18 protein-coding genes are annotated in these 18,094 nt (G+C 65.3%); 12 read left to right on the top strand and 6 right to left on the bottom strand.

Annotation, left to right across the window (positions count from 1 at the left end; genetic code table 11):
* Positions 1 to 735 precede the first annotated feature (735 nt).
* The gene (locus FHR72_RS19140; protein WP_183471004.1) at positions 736 to 1,014 is read right to left on the bottom strand and encodes a hypothetical protein; all 279 of its coding nucleotides are present in this window, start codon (positions 1,012 to 1,014) and stop codon (positions 736 to 738) included.
* A 14-nt stretch (positions 1,015 to 1,028) separates the two neighbouring features.
* Here FHR72_RS19140 and FHR72_RS19135 point away from each other — a divergent pair, with 14 nt between their 5' ends.
* From FHR72_RS19135 to FHR72_RS19110, 6 genes are all read left to right on the top strand, one after another.
* A complete protein-coding gene (locus FHR72_RS19135; protein ID WP_183471002.1) occupies positions 1,029 to 2,477 on the top strand; it encodes a terminase large subunit domain-containing protein in 1,449 nt (482 codons plus the stop codon).
* Between the two features lie 10 nt (positions 2,478 to 2,487).
* Positions 2,488 to 3,834 (top strand): phage portal protein, encoded by a 1,347-nt coding sequence (locus FHR72_RS19130; RefSeq protein WP_183471000.1) that lies wholly within the window; start codon positions 2,488 to 2,490, stop codon positions 3,832 to 3,834.
* Between the two features lie 71 nt (positions 3,835 to 3,905).
* The gene (locus FHR72_RS19125) at positions 3,906 to 4,325 is read left to right on the top strand and encodes a hypothetical protein (RefSeq protein WP_183470998.1); all 420 of its coding nucleotides are present in this window, start codon (positions 3,906 to 3,908) and stop codon (positions 4,323 to 4,325) included.
* Positions 4,326 to 4,454: 129 nt separating this feature from the next.
* A complete protein-coding gene (locus FHR72_RS19120; protein WP_183470996.1) occupies positions 4,455 to 5,318 on the top strand; it encodes a phage major capsid protein in 864 nt (287 codons plus the stop codon).
* Positions 5,319 to 5,636: 318 nt separating this feature from the next.
* Positions 5,637 to 6,017, top strand: coding sequence for a hypothetical protein (locus tag FHR72_RS19115; protein WP_183470994.1), 381 nt, complete (start codon positions 5,637 to 5,639; stop codon positions 6,015 to 6,017).
* A gap of 244 nt (positions 6,018 to 6,261) precedes the next feature.
* A complete protein-coding gene (locus FHR72_RS19110; protein WP_183470992.1) occupies positions 6,262 to 6,930 on the top strand; it encodes a hypothetical protein in 669 nt (222 codons plus the stop codon).
* On the opposite strand, the gene FHR72_RS19105 is transcribed toward FHR72_RS19110, so the two are convergent.
* A complete protein-coding gene (locus FHR72_RS19105) occupies positions 6,825 to 7,826 on the bottom strand; it encodes an NAD(P)H-dependent amine dehydrogenase family protein (protein ID WP_260156110.1) in 1,002 nt (333 codons plus the stop codon). The genes FHR72_RS19110 and FHR72_RS19105 overlap by 106 nt on opposite strands.
* A gap of 57 nt (positions 7,827 to 7,883) precedes the next feature.
* On the opposite strand from FHR72_RS19105, the gene FHR72_RS19100 reads away from it, so the two are divergent.
* Entirely contained in the window at positions 7,884 to 8,690 is an 807-nt protein-coding gene (locus FHR72_RS19100; protein WP_183470990.1) for an SDR family NAD(P)-dependent oxidoreductase, read from the top strand.
* A gap of 3 nt (positions 8,691 to 8,693) precedes the next feature.
* Here FHR72_RS19100 and FHR72_RS19095 read toward each other — a convergent pair whose 3' ends face one another.
* The 3 genes from FHR72_RS19095 to FHR72_RS19085 are packed head-to-tail and all read right to left on the bottom strand — an operon-like array spanning position 8,694 to position 11,625.
* Positions 8,694 to 9,683, bottom strand: coding sequence for an acyl-CoA dehydrogenase family protein (locus FHR72_RS19095; RefSeq protein WP_183470988.1), 990 nt, complete (start codon positions 9,681 to 9,683; stop codon positions 8,694 to 8,696).
* Positions 9,680 to 10,825, bottom strand: coding sequence for an acyl-CoA dehydrogenase family protein (locus FHR72_RS19090; RefSeq protein ID WP_183470986.1), 1,146 nt, complete (start codon positions 10,823 to 10,825; stop codon positions 9,680 to 9,682). Before FHR72_RS19090 ends, FHR72_RS19095 begins: the two co-directional genes overlap by 4 nt.
* Positions 10,825 to 11,625 (bottom strand): hypothetical protein, encoded by an 801-nt coding sequence (locus FHR72_RS19085; RefSeq protein WP_260156109.1) that lies wholly within the window; start codon positions 11,623 to 11,625, stop codon positions 10,825 to 10,827. The genes FHR72_RS19090 and FHR72_RS19085 overlap by 1 nt, the downstream gene beginning before the upstream one ends.
* A 110-nt stretch (positions 11,626 to 11,735) precedes the next feature.
* Here FHR72_RS19085 and FHR72_RS19080 point away from each other — a divergent pair, with 110 nt between their 5' ends.
* The 3 genes from FHR72_RS19080 to holA are packed head-to-tail and all read left to right on the top strand — an operon-like array spanning position 11,736 to position 14,964.
* Positions 11,736 to 12,539: a ComEA family DNA-binding protein gene (locus FHR72_RS19080; RefSeq protein WP_183470984.1), complete on the top strand. Its 804-nt coding sequence runs from the start codon at positions 11,736 to 11,738 to the stop codon at positions 12,537 to 12,539.
* Between the two features lie 5 nt (positions 12,540 to 12,544).
* Positions 12,545 to 14,008 carry a ComEC/Rec2 family competence protein gene (locus FHR72_RS19075; protein ID WP_183471145.1) on the top strand — a complete coding sequence of 488 codons (1,464 nt, stop codon included), beginning with the start codon at positions 12,545 to 12,547 and terminating at the stop codon, positions 14,006 to 14,008.
* A complete protein-coding gene (gene holA, locus FHR72_RS19070) occupies positions 14,005 to 14,964 on the top strand; it encodes a DNA polymerase III subunit delta (protein ID WP_311736197.1) in 960 nt (319 codons plus the stop codon). Before FHR72_RS19075 ends, holA begins: the two co-directional genes overlap by 4 nt.
* A gap of 31 nt (positions 14,965 to 14,995) precedes the next feature.
* Here the strand turns inward: holA and rpsT are convergent, their stop codons facing one another.
* Entirely contained in the window at positions 14,996 to 15,256 is a 261-nt protein-coding gene (gene rpsT, locus FHR72_RS19065) for a 30S ribosomal protein S20 (RefSeq protein WP_183470982.1), read from the bottom strand.
* Between the two features lie 206 nt (positions 15,257 to 15,462).
* Between rpsT and FHR72_RS19060 the strand changes: the two genes are divergently transcribed.
* Together FHR72_RS19060 and FHR72_RS19055 are read left to right on the top strand one after the other, a co-directional pair.
* A complete protein-coding gene (locus tag FHR72_RS19060; RefSeq protein WP_183470980.1) occupies positions 15,463 to 17,103 on the top strand; it encodes a circularly permuted type 2 ATP-grasp protein in 1,641 nt (546 codons plus the stop codon).
* A 15-nt stretch (positions 17,104 to 17,118) separates the two neighbouring features.
* On the top strand, positions 17,119 to 18,093 hold the full coding sequence (locus tag FHR72_RS19055; RefSeq protein WP_183470978.1) for an alpha-E domain-containing protein: 975 nt from the start codon (positions 17,119 to 17,121) through the stop codon (positions 18,091 to 18,093).
* Position 18,094: the final 1 nt, after the last annotated feature.

Here is an 18,094-nt window from a genome sequence, read left to right as displayed (position 1 = left end):
CGATGCGGGACGTAAATGAGATCCCCTACTTCGATGTTTTCGGGAGGCACCTCGTCGGTCTGCACCGCAACTGGATCGGTTGCTGCAACGCGAACCTCGGCGCCACCCTCTACCTCGAATAGGATCGCCGTCTCGGGTTCTGCGCGTCCGATAGATGGGGGACCACCGCCTGGCTGCGAAGTGCTGCTGCGACCGCGCAGGATGCCGCCCGGTTCTTCGCCCAAGAGCTCTACCACTCGATGCCACCCATTCACGCTGATTACATCTCCTGGCACAACTGAACGCGGGTCAATCTTTGTGCTTGTAGTCGTCATAGTCAGGAGTTTTCCATGTTGCTGAAAGCCTGCGTGATATGCGGCGAACCGTCTCAGCAATCGAGATGCCCAGACCACAAGCTGAAACGATGGGGACCGTCAGCCAGCGCGCGCGGATACGGCTACGACTATCAACGACTCCGTGGCGCTGCTATCGCCCTTCAGGGCTTCTGCACTGACTGCCTAACGACGGAGAAGTTGACTCTAGATCACAGCGTGGAGTCGTGGCGCAAGTTGGAGAGCGGTCAACGCCTCACCCTTAAGGATGTTGGGGATGGTCTGTTGGTCGTCCGTTGTGTTCGCTGCAACATTGCCGCTGGTCGTGCTCGTGGAGCAAGCATCACCCACGCCTAAGCAAACCCCCTGGGGGTAACCCCACCGTTCGCCACAGGCAGGACGGACTCGCATAGCATAGTTCGAGTTACTCTTCGTCGCCGTCCGGGGAGTTCACGATTTCTGCAGCTAGCTGGAGGGTTTCAGCGGGAAGTATTTCAGTTTCTAGCTGAATTTTGGCCAGAAGCATTATGCAGAGCTGGATTAGCCCATTCGCAAGGCGAACCTCACCGTTGTCGGGGTTTTCCTCAAAGAATTCGTTCGCAATTTGGGTGGCAAAGGGCTTCCGGCCAGTACCGGGCTCGCTCAGGACGGCTGTTACAACGGCGATGGCCGCTGAGGTGTCCTCTTTTAACGTCTCATCCATGAATTGAGTTTGTCATGCGTGCTGGCCCTAAAGGCAGTGTTGCGGTTGCGCCGCTATCGTTTGTGGGTTGGCCGCGTGATCGTGCCAAGCGCCGGGAAAAGTTCATTCGGACGTTCTTGAAGGTTCCGCGCGGGCATGGTGTCGGAAAAGCGTTCCGGTTGAGGGGTTTCCAGCGGGAGATTGTTCGGGGTGCGTTCGCTCCGGGTGTTCGTACGGCTTTGGTGTCGATTCCGCGTGCGAATGGAAAGACGATGTTGGCTGCTGCGTTGGCGTTGGCTGAGTTGTTCGTGGGGCCACCTTCGGCTGAGGTTTTGGTCGTTGCATCGGATGCCCGACAATCGGCTATTACGCTGCGTTACGCCAAGCGCATGGTGGAGTTGAATCCTGCACTCGCCGAACGGGTCCAGGTCTATGCGGACCGGTTGTATGTGCCTGAGAATGATGCGACCTTGCTTCCGCTTCCCGCTGAGCCCGGTGCCCTTCACGGTCACGACCCGTCGCTGCTGATCGTTGATGAGCTGCATGTGGTGACTGAGGCGGTGTGGGAGGCGATCACGTCAATGTCGGGTAAGCGACCTGAAAGTTTGACCCTAGCCATTTCAACCCCGGCTAGTTCTGCGGATTCGATCATGTGGCGTTTGGTGGAGCACGGTCGCAGCGGGACGGATACTAGCTTCTATTTCAGAGAGTTTGCCGCCCCTGATGGCTGGGAGGTGGATAGCCGGGAAGCGTGGAGGATCGCCAACCCCGCACTGTCGTGTGATGATCCATTCTTGGCTGAGGATGGTTTAGCTTCTGTCCTAAAGACGTTGCGCGAACCTGTCTTTCGTCAGCTTCGGTTGGGGCAGTGGGTTACCGGTGTGGACTCTTGGCTTCCGTGGGGTGCCTGGGATGCCTGCAAGAATGATCACCCTATCGAGGGTCCGATCACGTTGGGTTTCGATGGTTCGGCGTCCGGTGATTCAACCGCTCTCGTGGGCTGCACTCTCGACGGGCATGTGTTTCTGATTGGGCTCTGGGAGAATCCTGGTGACCCGACTTGGCGTGTTCCTCGTGAAGAGGTGTGCAACGTCGTGGATCTGGCGTTCCTGCAATACGACGTTCTGTCTATGGGCTGCGATCCGTGGGGTTGGAGAAGTGAGATTGAGCAGTGGGCTAAACGGTACGGAGAAACCCGCGTCGTGGAATGGAACACCGGGTTCCTAGGACGCATGGCACCGGCAACAGACCGCTTTTACCAGGCTGTCATTGAGCATACTTTGACCCATGACGGTGACCCGCGTCTAGCTTCCCATGTTGCGCATTGTGTAGCCCGCCCGACGACTCAGGGTGACGTGATCGTGAAGGACAAGCGTGGTTCGCCGCGCAAAGTGGACGCCGCTATCGCTGCGATTGTTGCGTTTGACCGCAGGGCTTTTCACGTTAATAAGCCGGTGAAGAAGTACCGCGTTGCCTCTTTCTAAAAGGAAAAATATGAATGATGATGACTTGCTGATTTCGATGCTTCAAAAGTTGGACTCGCCGTCAGCCCGATACCGTGAGCTGAACCTGTACTCGCGTGGTGAGCAACCTCTCGCGTTCCTGGCACCGGAAGCCCGCGCCGCGCTCAACAACAGGTTCGGCAGGATCGCATCCAACATCCCCCGCTTGGCTGTGCAGTCCATCGCGGAACGTCTGCGGGTGGTCGGTTTCGACGGTGCCGCCGTGTGGGATGTGTGGACCTCGCAGGATATGGAGGAGCTAGCGCAGACCGCGATTAAAGAGGCGTTGACGTTGGGGCAGTCGTTCTTCCTCGTGTGGGCCGATGGCGCGGGTAATCCGACGATCAGTGTGGAATCCGCCGAGCAGTGCTGTGTGTTGAGGAACCCCGCCGACCGCTCAGTGATCGCCGGGTTGAAGCGGTACCGCACCGACAAGGAAACGCACTGCTACGTCTACTTGCCGGATGAGATTCGTTATTACGTCGCCGGTAGCCCGTCAGCAGGAGCCGGCTTTGATCTTCGGGATGTGACACCGAATCCGTTGGGTGTGGTGAATCTAGTTCCTTTGACGAACAATGACCGATTGTTGGATGAGGACGGATACTCCGAAATAGCTGATTTACGTTGCCTCGTGGATGGTTTGAATGCTGCTCTTGCTGGGTTGGCGGTGGCTCTTGAGTACTCAGCGCGTCCGCGTCGTTGGGCGACTGGTTTGGAGTTGAAAGAGACGATCCGCCTTGATGGTGATGGGAACGTTGTTGTTGATCCGCTGACCAACGCTCCTGTCATGGACACGGTTAATCCCATTGATGAAACCGCCCGCATGGCGGTGTCTGAGAACGAAAACACGAAGTTCGGTCAGTGGGAAGGTGCCCGCCTGGATGGCTATAAGGCTGCGTGCGATATTTGGGTTCAACAGATTTTGGCGGTGTCGGGGCTGAGTCCTCATATGGTCGGTATCACCAGTGAGAACCCGTCGAGCGCTGATGCGATCCGCAGTAGTGAAAGCTCGTTGACGGCTAAGGCTTTCGGTAAGCAGCGCAGTTTCGGGCGCGCGTTTGAGACGGTGGCGCGGTTGATTGTGGCGGTGCGCGACGGTGTTGACCCTGGTTCCGTTCGGGTTCAGGTGAAGTGGGCTGATCCGTCTACGCGTTCCCCGGCTGCTGAAGCTGACCTCGCGGTGAAGTACTTCACCAGTGGCTTGCTGAGTCGCGAAGCGGTGCTGCGTCGTATGGGAATGAACGACGAAGAGGTTGCCGTGGAGTTGGAGCGTGTTAAAGCAGATGCGCGTTTGGGTGCTGATGTCCGCCTGGGACGTGCTTTCAGCAGCTGGGATTAGGTTTCCCCGTCCGTGCCGTGTTGGTGGCTGTACGTGGCGTACAGCCTTGATTTTGACCTATTGGAGAAGTAATGACCGTAGATGATGACGTAGACGTTGATGTTGATGAGGTGTCCGACGACGCGAACGATGTAGAGGATAAGCAGGACGGCGATAGTTTCCCACGCTCCTACGTCGAACAGCTACGCACCGAAGCGAAGACGAACCGTCAGCGCGCGGAAGCCGCCGAGCAGACCCTAGACAGGGTGCAACGCGCATTGTTCACCTCACAGGTACGGGCAACCGGCAAGCTCGCAGATCCCACAGACCTGGAATATAACGAAGAGTTGTTGAACGACGATGATGCGTTGACCACTGCTATTGACGAGTTGTTGAAGAAGCGCCCGCATTACGCAGCTAAAAAGATTAAGGGCGGCGATGTGGGGCAGGGTGTGACCGGTAAGCAGACCGAGAAGTTCTCCCTATTAGGCCGTCTGCAACAAAGCGTTTAAATGGTATGATTATGTATATAGGTTAAGCAATTGATTTGCAGCCTATTGAACACTTTCTGAGCTGAAGCTCATTCCTACGTTTGTCCTCGATGGCGACGTTTTCATTTGTTGTCAATTGAAGGAAATCGTATGGCTATTCAGACACCCGCTAACAATGCGACACTTACCGCCGCTGAGGTAGCAAATCTCCTAGTTCAGCCTCTTGAGCAGGAATCAACGTTCCTTGCCGCAGGCCCCCAGATCATCGACACCGCAGGGCCGTTGAGGGTGCCGCGTATCGCTTCGGGTGCCTCTGCTGGTTTCGTTGCCGCTGGCGCTCAGATCCCGGACAGCAACGTCAGCTTCGATGAAATTCAGATGCTGCCAAGCACTTTGAAGGGTATCAAGGTTCTTTCGAAGTTGAGTAACGAACTTATTCGTCAGGCTACTCACACCGTTGGCGCTCTTGACAAGGTTGTGCAGAATAAGTTGGTTTCCGACGCCGCGACTGTGTTGGATGCAGCTCTTTGGGATGGCACCGGGGCATCGGACACCATCAAGGGCGTACTGCGTCAAACCAACATTGCTACTGGCACACTTGATTTGACTAACGCTGATTCACTTATTGATGGCTGGGCTACGGCGATGGCAAATAAAGTTCGGCCAACTCATTGGGTCATGACGTCTCAGAGCTTCGCGGCGATCCGCAAGTTGAAGACGGGCGGCAGTTCAGCGCAATACTTGATTGACCCGACGACAATTCAAAACGGGACCGCGCTTCAGCTTTTTGGGCTTCCCGTAATTTTGACTGACTTTATCCCTAACGTATCTGGCAAGGCCCGCGTTGGGTTGGTGGACTTCAGCAAGGTCGTTGTTGCCCGTGATGAGAATCCGACCGTAACTATCTTGGATCAGACATACGGCGATTACGACACAGTAGGCATTCGCGTCACAGCTAGGTTCGATGTTGCGGTGACTCAGCCGAAGGCTGTAACCCTGTTGACGGCAGCGTGATTCAATGGCTGCGCCTACTGTCGCGGATCTGTCCGCGCTGTTGAACCGTCCCGTACCTGAGGTGCACGGTAACGCGGCGCTGCGCAACGTGACGGTGATGGCGAAGGCGTACACCCGCGATCAGGGTTTTTCTGACGGTGTTCCGAATGAGGAACTCGCCGGGGTGATTGTGTCGGCGGCGTGCAGGCTGGTGGCGAACCCTCGCGGCATTGACATGGCTGAGGCTCGCGGACCTGAGAGTGTGAGCTTTCGCGGCGCGTTCTCCGGATGGAGCGTCCCAGAGTTGTTCGTGCTCAACAGGTATCGAGAGCGTGCACGATGATCGTCAACGCGTACAGGAACATGGAATCCGATTTCTACGGTAGAAAGCGCGACAGTCGCACTCTCCTGGGGCAGCTTGAGGGTTGTGTGCTGGGCGGCGAGTCAGCGTCACCGATGGGCAGAAACTTCCCCGGCGTCATCTCAACCGAAGGGCAAATCGGTATCCGTAGGCAGCAAGCGTCGGGTGTCATCGTCCGACAGGGTGACTACTTAGAGATTGTTGCCGGTTCCATCATGCCGGGGCTGTTGCCGATCACCCTCCAGTTGGACGGCTCGTGGTGGAAGGTGCAGTCGATGCGGCAGTGGGACTTCCCGAACACCCTGACCGGAACCCTGCCCGATTACTACTGGGTTGATGTGGTCGCCGCATCTGCTTGAGATTTTGCGCCGCCCGCCTTCCGGCTTAGGTGGGTAGCGAAGTCGTCAGTTTCGCCCTGGCGCGCAGCAATCGTCTCTGTCTTAAGTCTCTCGACTCTCCGGGCAGGGGCGTTTGTTGTATCTGGCGACATGAGCAACCGGGGGAACTTATCCAGCCTTCCGGGGTGCCCTGACAGAGACGGGTACCGACAGCCCTCGTAGTTACTGATGCTGCGGGGGCTTCGCTATGTCTAGGGTCAACCCTGTGGACATCGTTGCATTACTGGACAGCCTCACGCCTGCGATATCTTTCCTCTCTGGTGCTGCCGTCTCTTTGGGTGGCGTCTACCTAAGTTCCTGGTTGGGCGCGAATCAACGTCGGCGTGAGCAATTGGAGAAGGACCGCAGGGATGCGCTGGAGGTCTTTGCTAACGTGCTATCGCTGCTCATGGACAGCAACCCTGTACTTGCTTTCATCTTCCCGCCTCCGCCAGTGGGGGTAGACGGCTGGCTAGAAGCGCTACGTCAGTACCGGAGCCCGGATGTACAAGTCGAAGCTTTGTTAAAACAGTGGGAGTCGCTGCGGGTGGCGATGATGCGGGTAGCGCTGTTGCAATCCTCGCCGGAAGTTCTTGAAATTGGCATGACACTGCGCATGGACCTAGACGACTTCTACGCACGCTTCACAAACGCGCTCGCTATACAGGAGAAGATTATCGCGCCCATCAAGGCGTCGGGACCGGGCGTGTGGGATGGCGATGATGACGAGTTACGTTCTCTATCGGAGGAATTCAGCTCTCTTGATGTCTACGCATGTCACGAGAACTGTCAGGAGGGGGTGATGAAGCTTGCCGAAGTTCTTGGCTGGGAGGAGCCGCACCATGAGCCACCGAAACCGCGCCGACTCCGCTTGAATCGAAAACGTCCTGAATGAATATGCGGGAGGCCGAACACCTGCACGACGTGTCCGTGCTCCAACGGCTTCGGCGGCGTGACGTGGGAGCCCATGATCCAGTTGAAGCCGACGCTGACGATGTTGTGGTCGCCGACCCAACCGCGGTGGTAGCCGTGCACACCGGCCACGGTGCCCTCGGGTATCTGCATGAAACCCAGGTCGCTGTCCCCGGTCGCCGGTGTGAACGTCACGTCGAACGTGATGCGGTCGAGGGTGGCCCCGATGGCGTCGGCCATCATCGCCGCCGACTCGGCGAAGACCTCGCTCTCGACGCGCACGCTCTCGGCGAGCCCCGGGGTGTCGGGGTCCTGCGAGAACCCCATCGCGGTCTGCGTGCCTGCGGATTCATAGGTGGAGCAGTCCACCGACTCGGTGATGCGGATTTCGTCGACGCGCTCGCACGCGCCGCTGAGCACCATGCCGACGAGGTTGCTCATCCCCGGGTGGGCGCCGCTGCCGAAGATCGTCGAATTGCCTGCCTCACAAGCTTTCCGGATGCGCTCCAGATCCTCGGGGTTCTGCTTGCCGCCGGTGATCCAGGCCGCGCTCGAGCACACGTTGATGCCCGACTCGAGCAACCGGACCAGCTCGTCGACGCTGGGCCACAGCGGGTTGTAGCAGCAGGCGTCGGGACGAAGGGCCACGAGTTGGTCGATGTCGTCGGTCGCGTGCACACCGGTCGGCTCCGGCCAGCCCGCCAGCTCGGCGGCGTCGACACCGACCTTGTCGGCGCCGTGGGCGAAGACCCCGACCAGCTCCATGTCGTCGCGGCCGATGATCGCGTGCAGCGAACGCCGGCCGATGTTGCCGGTGGTCCACTGGATGACGCGCAGCGGGGCGGCAGGGGGTCTGGTTGTGGTGGAGATGACGGACATGGTCCTCCTCGTCGAGTGTCGTCAACTACAGCAAGCTACTGCCTCTAGGGTGGCCGCATGAGCGACATGGCGCCGGTGGCCGTGGTGACCGGGGCGAGCCGGGGCGCAGGACAGGGGATCGCCACCGCCCTGTCCTCGTCGGGGTGGCGCGTCTACGGCACCGGACGCAACGTCGGCGACGACCCGGGGTGGGGGACCGGTGTGCGGCTGGACCATCGGGATGACGACGCCGTCGGGCGGTTGTTCGCGCGTGTCGAGCAGGAGACGGGCCGGCTGGACCTGCTGGTGAACAACGCCGCGGTGATCTCCGAGGATCTGGTGAGCCGCGGGCCGTTCTGGGAGAAACCCCGCGACCTCGGCGACGTGCTCGACGTCGGCCTGCGCTCGGCCTATGTCGCGTCGTGGCACGCCGCCCCGCTGCTGCTGACAGCCCCCCGCGGCCTGATCGTGTTCACCTCGTCGCCGGGTTCGGTGTGCTACATGCACGGACCCGCCTACGGAGCGCAGAAGGCCGGCATTGACAAGATGGCCGCCGACATGGCGGTTGACTTCCGCGGCACGAGCGTCACGACGGTGTCGCTGTGGATGGGCATCCTGCTCACCGACAGGCTGCGCTCCGCCTTCAACGGGAACGACGAGGCGCTGGGCGCATTCGCCGAGCAGACCGAGACCCCGGAGTTCATCGGCCGGGTGGTCGATGCGCTCTACCGCGACCCCGCGATCGACGAGGTGAGCGGGCACACCCTGATCGCGGCGGAGGTCGCGGAACAGTACGGCATCACCGACGTCGGCGGGCGCACCCCGCGCTCGCACCGGGAGATGCTGGGGGCGCCGCGGGTTCCCAGTGCGGTGGTCGTGCGCTGAGCGCTACGGGCAGATGAGGGGCCACGCGCCCCCGGGGCCCGCGTCCATCGCCATCTGCGTCAGCCGCGCGTCCCAGTGCCGCACCGACCCGAACTCCGACCGCCATGCCAACGCCGCGCGCGTGTATTCGTGCAGGCGGTGTTCCCGCGTCGTGCCGATCGCGCCGTGGACCTGGTGGGCATTGCGGACGACCACCGTCGCGGCGTGCCCGGCGCACGACCGGGCCGATGCGACAAGGAATTCCAGATGCGGTGAGCTCCAGTCGGTGGTGGCCGCCGCCAGGGCCGACTCTGTCGCCGAGCGTGCCAGCGCGGCTTCGGCGGCGATGTCGGCGATCTGGTGCTGCACCGCCTGAAATTTCGCCAGCGGGCGCCCGAACTGCTCGCGCGACGCGGCATGCTCGATGGTGAGCTCGAGAGCCCTGTCGAGCGCGGCGCAGATCTGGATCGCGCGCACAAGCGCCGACTTGAGCCGCAACTGCCGGACCAGCATGGGGTCCAGGTCGGTACCGGCGTGCGCGGTGGGGTCCGCGGTGACGCCGTCCCGAGGTTCGTCGATCATGTTGAGGCCCTGAATGATCGAGACCTCGTCGGTGCTGACGTCGGCGACTGCGTAACCGCCGCCGCGGGGCCAGACGAGGGCGATGCGGTCGCACTGCGATGCCCATGGCACCCCTGCGGCCCGCCCGTCCCCGTCGAGGACGCACACCGTGCGCACCGCCGCGTCGCTGCCGACGCCGGCCGCATCCAGGAGCCAGCAGGCCAGTAGGTCGTGTTCGGCGACCGGGATTCGCACGCTGTGGCGCACGGCGGCCGACAGCAGCTCGCTCGCCTCCGGCCATCCCGCGCCACTGCCGCCGTCGTCTTCGGCGCCGGTGAGGCGGACGAGCCCGAGCGCGTCCAGTCGTTGCCACAGGTCGGTGTCTGCGCCGTGTTCGGCGAACACCGAATCCATCATCTGCGCGAGCGCGGGCTCGACGCCCGGTGTCGTCATCGAATCCCCAACCCGCGTGCGATGACTCCGCGCAGCACCTCGTTCGTGCCCCCACGGAGGGTGAAACCGGGACGCTGGTCGACCGCGGCGTCGGACATCGCCGAGTACTCGTCGTCCGCGGCGTCCTCGACGGCGAGGTGGGCGAATTCGGCGATGTCGCCCTCGGTGGCCGTTCCCAGCACCTTCACCACCGCGGCTGCCACGTCCGCGGATTCGCCACGTTCCAGCGCGCCGGCCACTGCCGAGGACATCTGGTGCAGCCCGGCCACGCGTGCGACGAGCCGTCCGAGGTCTTCGCCGGGCGGAATCCGTTGCCCTGCAGCAGTTTCCGCGCAGGCATCGAGCAGCACGAAGGTCGACAGGAACCGTTCGGGTCCGCTGCGCTCGAAGGCCAGCTCGGAGGTGACCTGCTCCCAGCCGTCGCCGATCGTCCCGAACACCATGTCGTCGGGCACGAAGGCGCCGTCGAGGATCACCTCGTTGAAGTGGTGGGCGCCGTTCATGGACACGATCGGGCGGATGTCGACGCCGGGTCCGCGCAGATCGACGATGAACTGGCTGAGCCCGGCGTGGCGGTGTGCGGGATCGACGGGTTCCGTCCGGGCCAGGGCGATGAACGCGTGCGCGAGGTGAGCGCCCGAGGTCCACACCTTCGTGCCGGTCAGCGACCATCCGCCGTCGACGCGTTCGGCTCGGGTGCGCACGCTGGCCAGGTCGGAACCCGAATCGGGTTCGCTCATGCCGATGCCGAAAAAGCATCGGCCGCGGGCGATCTGAGGAAGGAATTCGCTCTTCTGGCGTTCGGTGCCGTACTTCAGAAGCGACGGCACGATCTGCCGATCGGCTATCCAGTGCGCCGCCACCGGTGCGCCCGCCGCCAGCAACTCCTCGGTGACGACGAACCGTTCGGAGAAACTGCGGCCCTGACCCCCGTAGGCGACGGGCACCGTCATTCCGAGCCAGCCCCGCTCGGCGAGCGCGGCCGTGAACTTCTCGTCCCATCCACTGAGCCACGCGTCCGGCGACGGGGTGTACGCGCCCGCTGCGCGCTGCTGGGCGAGGAATTCCCGTACCTCGGCTCGCAGGGTGTCGGTCTGCGGCGCATCGACACTCGACGGCGGTACCAGCCGTGACAGTGCCATCAGTCTCCCTGGTGTTCGTCGGTGGCGGACAGCGGATGAGTCCGGCGGTCGTCGGCGCCGGGCGCATCGCCCGGCGATCTGCGGGTGGCGGCGGCCCCGGGTTCGGCCCCGGGTTCGTCCTCGGTGTCGCTCTCGGGGCCGGTCCCGGTGCTGGTTTCGGGGCCGGTCTCGGTGCTGGTCTCGTTGCCGACCGCGACCGGCTTCTCCGCGACGACGTGCTGGGGCGTGAGTGCGATGCCCAGCGCGAGGAAGAACGCCGCTGTCAGGGTTCCGCCGAGGTACTGGTTCATGGGCCCTCCCGGGGAGATGAAGCTCCCTGCGGGCCCGATGATCGTGATGGTCTCGATCAGCTGCTCGACGGTGAACACCGCGGCCACCGTGCCCATCCACCGCGGGAGGTGACCGTCGTTGGCGCTCAACAGGATCGGGATCGCGACCAGGATGTTGGCGATCGTGGCCACCGGCAGCCACATCGCACCGATGTCGTCGAGCGCCCGGGCGGTGCCGACCGTCACCTGGCCCGGCCGCAGCGCAGGCCCGGCGGTGAACCAGACGGCCAGGCACACCTGGGCCACCAGCAGTGCCGAGCCGAGCGTGAACAGATGCGACGGGGGACCGACGAGGCGGTCCCTGGCGAAGGCCAACACCACGACGACCGCCAGCGCGGAGAACGCCAGGAACAGCCCCTGGATGCGGACGACGCCGGCGTCGGGTCCGGGCAGAGCCGGAAGCACCAGCACCGCGGTCGCGTAGAGCACCGCGAACGCGATACCTGCGATCTTCGGGGCTCGGGGGTTCATCGCCGTCATGCTAACCACCGTTGTCCCCAATGCCGAGTTCATCCACAGGCCGGGCCTTTGAGCCCCGCGGGGAGCACGGTCGCGTCGTCGCGCCGCAATACCGTCGGCGCATGTCCACCGAACTGCCCGCCGACCGGTTGCACCGCCGTCTCGGCGCCACCGCGGACGTCGGTGCCGAGGACGACGATCCACCGGACACCTCCCTGTCCCGGTGGCTGCCGGAACAGGCGCCGGCCGGGGCGACGGCCTGGTGGGCGAGGATCCGTGCCGACCCCGGTCGCGCGGGGGTGATCGCCCTCGGCGTCGTCGGACTGGTCGCGGTGCTGGTCACCGTGGTCACGCTGATCCGGGACAGCCCGCCCGCGGTGGTGTCGGCGAAACTGCCGCCGGTGGAGGACGTGTCGTCGTCGGCCGCCGCGCCGGCGCCGCCGGGGCCGGATGAACCGGTGGTGGTCAGCGTGGTGGGGCTGGTGCACACGCCCGGGCTCGTCACCCTCGCCCCCGGTGCCCGGATCGCCGACGCCCTCGACGCCGCCGGCGGGGCGATCGACGGCGCCGACGTGCTCGGCCTGAACATGGCACGTCGTGTGGCCGACGGGGAACAGATCGTGGTGGGAATCGAGGCCCCTCCCGGGCACGCGCCGGAGATGGGCAGCTCCGTGGTGTCCGCACCCGGGCCACCCGGGGTGGATCCGCCCGCCGGAAACGGTTCGGCGCCCGCAGGTGTCCTCGATCTGAACGCCGCGACGGCCGAACAGCTCGACACGCTTCCCGGCATCGGCCCGGTCACCGCGGCCGCGATCATCGCGTGGCGGGACGCCAACGGCCGGTTCGACAGCGTCGAGCAGCTCGGCGATGTCGACGGCATCGGTCCGGCCCGTCTGGACAAACTGCGGCCGCTCGTACGGGTGTGACGGCCGTGGACCTGCGCCTGGTCCCTGCGGCGGTGACCAGCTGGGCGGTGACCGCCGCCGGCATCCTGTGGTGGGTTGCCGGCGCTGTCACCACGGCCGTGGCCGCAGTCCTGGTGACGGCCGCGGCGGGCTGGTGGATGGGGCGCACGGCGGCCGGTGATTCCGGCCGGCGGGCGCCGGTCGCGGCGGTGCTGGCGGTTGCCCTGGTGGGTGCCGGCTTCGCCGTGGCGGTGGTGGTGCGGGTGGACGGGGTCCGGGACCACGCCGCGGCCGCCCAGGTCGGGACGGTCGCGTCGGTCACGGTGACGCCCGCGGAGACGCCCCGGGTTCTCGACGGCGGCCGGACGATGTTCCGTGGGTCGCTGGTGATGCTCGACGGCGCGCCGTCCTCGGGGCGGGTGCTCGTCTTCGCGTCGGGCGCGGAGTACGCACGGCTCTCGGCCGGGCAGCCCGCAGCGTTCCGCGCGCGGATCAGCAGCCCGAAGCGGCGCGATCTCAGCGTTGCGGTGCTCGCCGCGCAGGGTGAGCTCGCGCTCGGCGAGGCGGCGCCCGTACACCGGGCGGCCCACGGCCTGCGGGCCCGCTTCGCGGAATCGGCGCGCCTGACCCTGCCTGTGCCCGAGGCCGCGATGCTGCCCGCGCTCGTCCTCGGAGACACCTCCGCGGTGAGCGCCGAGACGACCGCGCAGTTCCGGACGGCGGGCCTGTCGCACCTGACCGCCGTGTCCGGGGCCAACGTCACGATCGTGTGCGGCGCGGTGTTGCTCAGCGCGGCGCTCGTCGGGCCACGGGCGGCCGTGGGTCTGGCATCGGTCACGCTGCTCGCGTTCGTCGTCGTGGTGCAGCCGTCGCCGAGCGTGCTGAGAGCCGCGGTGATGGGGGCGATCACGCTGCTGGCCGTGCTGTCGCACCGTCGGCGCCAGGCCCTGCCCGCCCTGTCGGCGACGGTGATCGCTCTGATGATCGGGTCGCCCGAACTGGCGGTCGACGTCGGGTTCGCGCTGTCGGTGTCGGCGACCGCGGCGCTGATCGCCGTGGCGCCGGCCTGGTCGAGGCGGCTCACCGCACGGGGCTGGCCCAAGCCGCTGGCCGACGCGGTGAGCGTGGTGGTCGCGGCGCAGCTCGTCACCGCGCCGTTGGTCGCCGGTATCTCCGGTTCGCTGAGCCTGGTGTCGGTCGTCGCGAATCTTGTTGTGGCACCTGTTATTCCGCCGATCACGGTCATCGGCACCGCAGCCGCGGCGCTCTGTGCGGTGTGGCCGGCGGGCGCGGAGCTGTTGATCCGCTTCTCCGGACCGGAAGTGTGGTGGCTGCTGAACGTGGCGCAGTGGGCCGCCAGGATGCCGGCAGCGTCGGTGCCGGTGCCCTCGGGCGTCGCCGGCGTGCTGACCGTCGGCGCGATCGCGGTGGCGGTCGGGGCGCTGTGGCATTGGGCGGTGTCGGGGCGGCGTGACACGATCGTGCGGTGAGCCAAGTGAGCGGACTGCACCTGATCCTGGGCGACGAGGAGCTTCTCGTCGAGCGCGCCGTGGCAGAGGTCCTCAAGAGCGCCCGTGCGTCGGCCGGCACCAACGACGTGCCCGTCGACCGCATGCGGGCCGGCGAGGTCAGCGTCAGCGAGCTCGCCGAACTGCTCAGCCCCTCCCTGTTCGCCGACGAGCGCGTGGTGGTGCTGGAGTCCGCCGCCGAGGCCGGCAAGGATGCCGTGTCGTTGATCCAGACCGCTGCGGCCGATCTGCCCGACGGGACACTGCTGGTGGTCGTGCACTCCGGCGGCGGCCGTGCGAAGTCGCTCGCCGACCACCTCAAGAAGCTCGGCGCGCAGGTGCACCCGTGTGCGCGCATCGCCAAGGCCGGTGAGCGCGCCGATTTCGTCCGGAAGGAGTTCCGGGCCCTGCACACGAAGGTCGACGAGGACACCGTCACGGCGGTGCTCGACGCCGTCGGCTCCGACATCCGCGAGCTGGCCTCGGCGTGCTCGCAGCTCGTCGCCGACACCGGCGGCGCCGTCGACGCGGTGGCGGTCCGCCGCTACCACTCGGGCCGTGCAGAGGTGAAAGGTTTCGACATCGCCGACAAGGCGGTGCTCGGGGACGCCGCCGGCGCGGCCGAGGCGCTGCGCTGGGCGATGATGTCGGGGGAGCCGCACGTCGTACTCGCCGACGCCCTGGCCGAGGCCGTGCACACGATCGCCCGGGTCGGCCCGCTGTCGGGGGACCCGTACCGGCTGGCCGGTGAGCTCGGGATGCCGCCGTGGCGGGTGCAGAAAGCGCAGAAGCAGGCGCGGCGCTGGACCAGGGACTCGGTGGCCGAAGCGGTGCGGGTCGTAGCCACGCTGAACGCCGACGTCAAAGGCGCGGCAGCCGACGCGGACTACGCGCTGGAGAAGGCCGTGCGGAAAGTGGCCGAGCTGGTGGGCGACTGAACGTCGCCCGGCATGGACAGCTTGGGGCGCGTCAGATCTTGTTCAGCGCCCGGGCCAGCGCCGACTTGCGGTTGGCGGCCTGGTTCTTGTGGATGACGCCCTTGCTGGCGGCCTTGTCGAGCTTGCGGCTGGTCGCGACGAGCAGCTCGCCGGCCTTGTCCTTGTCGCCGGCGTCGACAGCCGCACGGAATCCGCGGACCGCCGTGTGCAGAGACGACTTCACCGACTTGTTGCGCAGCCTGCGACGCTCGTTGGTGAGAATTCGCTTCTGCTGCGACTTGATGTTGGCCACGCGTGTATTCCTTCTAAAGCTCGACGGGATTGCTTGAGTCTGTGGGCGCCCGCACGGGGGCAGCGACTGTTCAGGGTAGCAGCGAGTGGGTAAAAGGCCCAAAGCGAGCGCCACCGGCATGCCGGAACGGCCGGGATGCTGCAGCATGGCATCCACAGGCTCGCGAGGCTCGCGCAACGTACGGATGGAAAAGAGTAGGGGACATCTTGGCGACCGAAACGGTACGGACCGTACGGGGCAGCACTGCGAAGTCCGCGAAGCGGCATGACGGTGTCTTCGGCGGTTACAACAAGCTCGGGTCGTACTCCCAGGCGTTCGACGAGATGTTCGACGCGCAGGGCAACGTCCGGGGCCCGTACAAAGGCATCCACAAGGAACTCGCCCCGGCCGACGTCTCGGAACTCGAAGCGCGCGCCGACGCGCTGGGGCGTGCGTTCATCGACCAGGGCATCACGTTCTCGCTGTCGGGCCAGGAGCGGCCCTTCCCGCTCGACCTGGTGCCGCGGGTCATCTCCGCCGCCGAGTGGACTCGGCTGGAGCGTGGCATCCGCCAGCGGGTGCAGGCCCTGGAGATGTACCTCGACGACATCTACGGCGAGCAGGAGATCCTGCGCGACGGGGTCATCCCGCGACGGCTGGTCACCTCGTGCGAGCACTTCCACCGGGAGGCCGTCGGCATCACGCCGCCCAACGGCGTGCGGATCCACGTCGCCGGCATCGACCTGATCCGCGACGACCAGGGGAACTTCCGTGTCCTCGAGGACAACCTGCGGTCGCCGTCGGGGGTGTCCTATGTGATGGAGAACCGCCGGACCATGGCCCGGGTGTTCCCGAACCTGTTCGCCACCCACCGGGTGCGGGCGGTCGGTGACTACTCCTCCCATCTTCTGCGCGCCCTGCGCAACGCCGCGGCCAGCAACGTCGCCGATCCGACGGTCGTGGTGCTCACCCCCGGCGTCTACAACTCCGCGTACTTCGAGCATTCGCTGCTGGCCCGGCAGATGGGCGTCGAGCTCGTCGAGGGCCGCGACCTGTTCTGCCGTGACAACGCCGTCTACATGCGCACCACCGAGGGTGAGCGCCAGGTCGACGTCATCTACCGCCGGATCGACGACGACTACCTCGACCCCATGCAGTTCAAGCCGGACTCGGTGCTCGGCGTGGCCGGTGTGCTCAACGCCGCCCGCGCAGGCAACGTCGTCATCTCCAGCGCGGTGGGCAACGGTGTCGGCGACGACAAGCTCGTCTACACCTACGTGCCGACGATCATCGAGTACTACCTCGGCGAGAAGCCGCTGCTGGCCAACGTCGACACCTTCCGCTGCTGGCTCGACGAGGAGCGCGAGGAGGTCCTCGACCGGGTGGACGAGCTGGTCATCAAACCGGTCGAGGGATCCGGCGGATACGGCATCGTGTTCGGCCCCGACGCCTCGGAGAAGGAACTCGCGACCATCACGAAGAAGATCTCCGCCGATCCGCGCGGTTGGATCGCCCAGCCGGTGGTGCAGCTCTCGACCGTGCCCACCCAGATCGACGACAAGCTGGCGCCCCGGCACGTCGATCTGCGGCCCTTCGCGGTCAACGACGGCAACGACGTCTGGGTGCTGCCGGGCGGGCTGACCCGGGTGGCGCTTCCCGAGGGATCCCTGGTGGTGAACTCCAGTCAGGGCGGCGGCTCGAAGGACACCTGGGTTCTGGCCTCCCGCACCTCGGTCGCCGACCGCGAACTGGCCGCTGCCGAGGTGGTGCGTTCCCTGCCCCAGGCGCCGGCGAGCAAGCACCCGAGCAAGAACGGGAAGTCGGACAGCACTCAGGATCAGCAGCAGCAACAACAGCAGCAGCAGTAGGGCGGGGATCGACCGATGTTGGCACGGAACGCAGAATCGCTGTACTGGATCGGGCGCTACGTCGAGCGCGCCGACGACACCGCCCGAATTCTCGATGTGACGGTGCACCAGCTGCTCGAGGATTCGAGCGTCGACCCCGACCAGGCGTCGCGCACGCTGCTCAAGGTCCTCGGGATCGACCCGCCCGACGAACCGCTCGACGTCTGGTCGCTGACCGACATCGTGGCGTTCAGCCGCGCCACCTACGGCGGCTGCTCGATCGTGGAGGCGATCTCGGCGGCCCGCGAGAATGCCCGCGGGGCGCGGGAAGTCACGTCCACCGAGATCTGGGAGTGCCTCAACACGACCTACAACGCGCTCGCCGAACGCGAACGCGCCGCCAAGCGGCTGGGCCCGCACGAGTTTCTGTCCTATGTCGAGGGCAGGGCGGCGATGTTCGCGGGCCTGGCCGACTCGACCCTCAGCCGCGACGACGGCTACCGATTCATGGTCCTGGGGCGGGCGCTGGAACGAGTGGACATGACCGTGCGCCTGCTGCTGTCCCGCGTCGGGGACAGCGCGTCCTCGCCGGCCTGGGTGACGCTGCTGCGGTCGGCCGGTGCGCACGACACCTACCTGCGGACCTACCGCGGCGTCCTCGACGCCGGCAGGGTGGTCGAATTCATGCTGCTGGACCGGCTTTTCCCGCGGTCGATCTTCTACTCGCTGCGGTTGGCCGAGCACAGCCTCGACGAACTGATGAACCGTCCGCAGAGTCGCCTGGGGGCGACCGCGGAGGCCCAGCGGCTGCTCGGCCGGGCACGCAGCGAGCTGGAATTCCTGCAACCGGGTGTGCTGCTGGAGTCGCTCGAGGAGCGGCTCGCCGATCTGCAGAAGACCTGCTTCGACGTCGGAGAAGCGTTGTCGCTGCAGTACTTCCACTCGGCCCCGTGGGTGGCGTGGACCGATGCGGGCCGCAACGCGTTGGTGATCGAAGAAGGGGAGATCTGAG

Source organism: Mycolicibacterium iranicum (assembly GCF_014190915.1).
Taxonomy (GTDB): Bacteria; Actinomycetota; Actinomycetes; order Mycobacteriales; family Mycobacteriaceae; genus Mycobacterium; species Mycobacterium iranicum_B.
Note: the sequence above shows the minus strand (reverse complement) of the source record. Positions and strands in the feature narration are given on the sequence as shown.

Coding starts and splice junctions, on each gene's coding strand:
- FHR72_RS19080 (WP_183470984.1), top strand. CDS start 11,736: ATGTCCACCGAACTGCCCGCCGACCGGTTGCACCGCCGTCTCGGCGCC.
- FHR72_RS19100 (WP_183470990.1), top strand. CDS start 7,884: ATGAGCGACATGGCGCCGGTGGCCGTGGTGACCGGGGCGAGCCGGGGC.
- FHR72_RS19140 (WP_183471004.1), bottom strand. CDS start 1,014: ATGGATGAGACGTTAAAAGAGGACACCTCAGCGGCCATCGCCGTTGTA.
- FHR72_RS19105 (WP_260156110.1), bottom strand. CDS start 7,826: ATGTCCGTCATCTCCACCACAACCAGACCCCCTGCCGCCCCGCTGCGC.
- FHR72_RS19090 (WP_183470986.1), bottom strand. CDS start 10,825: ATGGCACTGTCACGGCTGGTACCGCCGTCGAGTGTCGATGCGCCGCAG.
- FHR72_RS19055 (WP_183470978.1), top strand. CDS start 17,119: ATGTTGGCACGGAACGCAGAATCGCTGTACTGGATCGGGCGCTACGTC.
- FHR72_RS19135 (WP_183471002.1), top strand. CDS start 1,029: ATGCGTGCTGGCCCTAAAGGCAGTGTTGCGGTTGCGCCGCTATCGTTT.
- FHR72_RS19125 (WP_183470998.1), top strand. CDS start 3,906: ATGACCGTAGATGATGACGTAGACGTTGATGTTGATGAGGTGTCCGAC.
- FHR72_RS19085 (WP_260156109.1), bottom strand. CDS start 11,625: ATGAACCCCCGAGCCCCGAAGATCGCAGGTATCGCGTTCGCGGTGCTC.
- FHR72_RS19130 (WP_183471000.1), top strand. CDS start 2,488: ATGAATGATGATGACTTGCTGATTTCGATGCTTCAAAAGTTGGACTCG.
- FHR72_RS19115 (WP_183470994.1), top strand. CDS start 5,637: ATGATCGTCAACGCGTACAGGAACATGGAATCCGATTTCTACGGTAGA.
- FHR72_RS19120 (WP_183470996.1), top strand. CDS start 4,455: ATGGCTATTCAGACACCCGCTAACAATGCGACACTTACCGCCGCTGAG.
- FHR72_RS19095 (WP_183470988.1), bottom strand. CDS start 9,683: ATGACGACACCGGGCGTCGAGCCCGCGCTCGCGCAGATGATGGATTCG.